2 protein-coding genes are annotated in these 2682 nt (G+C 72.9%); one reads left to right on the top strand and one right to left on the bottom strand.

Annotated features, from left to right (window positions below; all coding sequences use genetic code 11):
• Nucleotides 1-167 precede the first annotated feature (167 nt).
• Nucleotides 168-1703: an MBL fold metallo-hydrolase gene (locus tag G4D87_RS36455; RefSeq protein ID WP_205507866.1), complete on the top strand. Its 1536-nt coding sequence runs from the start codon at nucleotides 168-170 to the stop codon at nucleotides 1701-1703.
• 20 nt (nucleotides 1704-1723) lie between these two features.
• Here the strand turns inward: G4D87_RS36455 and G4D87_RS36450 are convergent.
• Nucleotides 1724-2682, bottom strand: a 959-nt coding sequence (locus tag G4D87_RS36450) for a hypothetical protein (protein WP_163787395.1), incomplete at its 5' end; no start/stop codon positions are given.

The raw sequence follows: 2682 nt of genomic DNA, 5'->3' as shown, positions 1-2682 counted from the left end.
CTCCGGGGGGAGCGAGGGGGCTGATAATGACATTCGGCGCCGAAGGGTACCGGCCTTCCACGCTCCTGTCACAACCTGGGCCGTCGGGTGAGGGGGACGGTCCGCCCGCTCGCCCGGACGTGGGAGAAACGCCGCGCCGCGCGTGACGCGTGGCAACATCCGCCGCCATGCGATTCACCCTGCACCGGGGCGTCAGCCTGGCCGTGCTCGCCTCGGCCCGGACGGAGGCCGACCACCATGAGGACCTGGGCTGCAGCATCCAGGGGCCCACCGCGCGTCCTGTCCGCCGTGCCTTCCTCCCGCTGAAGCGGCACGTCGCCACGCTGGGACGCGAGGGCGCGCTGCACGACGCGGAGGCGCTGGTGCGCTGGCTGGAGGACACCCCACGCTATGCCGCGCTGTGCGTGGGGAAGCAGCGGCGCATGGGACGCCGCGTGTTGCGTCCCGACGTGCTGTTCCCGGAGGCCACGCGCCACCGGCCGCGCGTGCTGCACCTGCGTCAGGACGCGCTGGGCCTGGACGTGCCCGTGCGCGCGTCCGAGTGGCCCGCGGTGGCGGACTTCTTCGCGGCGCTCGCGCGCGGCGCCACGCGCGCGGAGCTTCGGGCCTTCGCGGCGCTGCCCGTGCTGGCGGAGCTGGCGGCGGACCTGGGGCAGGCGGGCTGGCTCGTGCGCCATGAAGCGCCCGTGGACGTGCCCTCGCCCGGCGCGCTCTTCGTGGGGCACAACACGGTGCTCGTCACAGGCCGTGAGGGGCGCGTGCTGGTGGACCCGTACTTCCGGCCCGAGGGCGCGGTGGACGCGCCGGGCTATCCACCGATGCAGCCGCGCGACGTGGGGCGGGTGGACGCGGTGGTCATCACCCATTCGCATGGAGACCACTTCCACCTGGGCTCGTTGCTGCAGTTGCCGCGCGACACGCGCATCTTCGTGCCGGCGGTGGCGCGTGAGAGCCTCTTCTCCACGGACTGCGCCCTGCGGCTGGCGCAGCTGGGCTTCACGCGCGTGGAGCCCCTGCGCTGGGGCGAGTCCCGGCAGGTGGGCGACGTCACCGTGCGCGCGCTGCCGTTCTACGGCGAGCAGCCCACGGATGGTGAAGGCCCGTACCCGGACCTCTTCAACGAGGGCAACGCGTGGCTGGTGCGGGCGCCCGGCTTCTCCGCGGCGTTCTTCGCGGACTCGGGGCATGACGTGCGCGGGGACATGGCGGCGGTGTGCCGGCGCGTGCGCCGCGAGGCTCCGGTGGACGTGCTCTTCTGCGGCGTCCGCGGCTTCCGGCTGGCGCCCATCTTCTTTGGCTTCACCACGCTGGAGGCGTTCCTGGTCAACGTCCCCCGCGCGATGCTGAAGGCGCCGCAGCGGCTCATGGCCGGGCCGGAGGAGGCGCTGCGTTATGGCGCCTTGCTGGGCGCGCGCTACGTGGTGCCCTGCGCGGATGGTGGGGCGCCCTGGTACTGGCGCGAAGGCATGGGGCCTCGCTACGCGGGCTACCCCGGCGAGCCCGTGAGCGGCGCCAGCCACCTGGATGAGAACCCGGACGCCGACCCCTATCCGGAGCGGCTCGCCGAGGTCCGGCGGACGATGAAGGACGCGCCCAAGCCCCTGGTGCTGCGGCCGGGGGAGTCGCTGCGCTGGAAGGGCGCGCGGACGCCGGAGGTGGTGCGCCACCCCGGCTTCGTGTGGCCTTTCGGCGACGCGGCGTGACGTGTCCGCCGCGCGGGCACTCAGCGTGCGGCGAGCCGGGCCCTGCCGCGCACGAGCTGCACCACGTACACCCCGGCGACCACCGCGAAGCACACGGCGGCCACCGTCAGGTACCTGCCGATGAGCTGGTGCTCGCCCCAGTCGTGGGGCATCCCCACCAGCTTGCTGGCGTCGCTCAGGCCCACGCCCTCCATCCTGCCGAAGGGAATGGCGCTGAAGTCCTTCTTCGACGCCCACCACGTGAGGAAGCCGTCCATGAGCGACAGCGCGCCGAGCCCCAGGAAGCCCCAGCGCAGGGCCTGCTTGTGGAGGTAGCTGCCCGCTGGGGCGTAGAGGGTCAGCATCATCACCGTGCCCAGCACCATCATCCCGCCATCGCCGTTGAACGTGATGAGCATGTCCACCGTCTGTGGTGACAGCAGCAGCGTGCCCACGGCTTGTAGCGCCAGCAGGATGGCGCCGCAGGCGACCCACAGCCACTGACGGCGCCTCCACGCCCACCAGACCCACACGCCCAGGGCCGCGGCGAGCATCAGCGCCAGGAAATAGGAGCGGCCGAAGAGGGCTGTCACCCACAGCGAGGGGAACGCGGACCGGCCACAGAACCAGGCCGTCATGGCGTGGCCCAGCTCATGGAACGGCATGGTGATGAGCCGAGCCGCGAAGGCGCCGAAGTTGCCGCTCAGCACCCCGTAGGACACCAGGAGGGCCACGGGGATGGCCCAGGTGCGCAGGCGGTGCTCGAACACGGCCTCCTCCGCGTCGACGTCCCAGGCGGGCGTCTCCGGTGGCAGCACGTCCGAGCGCAGGTCGGGCGTCTCCAGCCAGGCGGGGTCGACGAGCGGCGGTGGTTCCTCGGGCGCCCCGGCGGGGGCTTCCTCGCGCTGCCGCGCCGCCCGGGCCTCCGCCTTGGCGTAGATGATGCCGCAGCGGGGGCACTCCGGTCCGGCGGCGCGGGGGGACTGCTTTCTCTTATACA

Source organism: Myxococcus vastator, from assembly GCF_010894475.1.
Lineage (GTDB): Bacteria > Myxococcota > Myxococcia > Myxococcales > Myxococcaceae > Myxococcus > Myxococcus vastator.
This window is presented reverse-complemented; position numbering and strand designations above follow the sequence as displayed.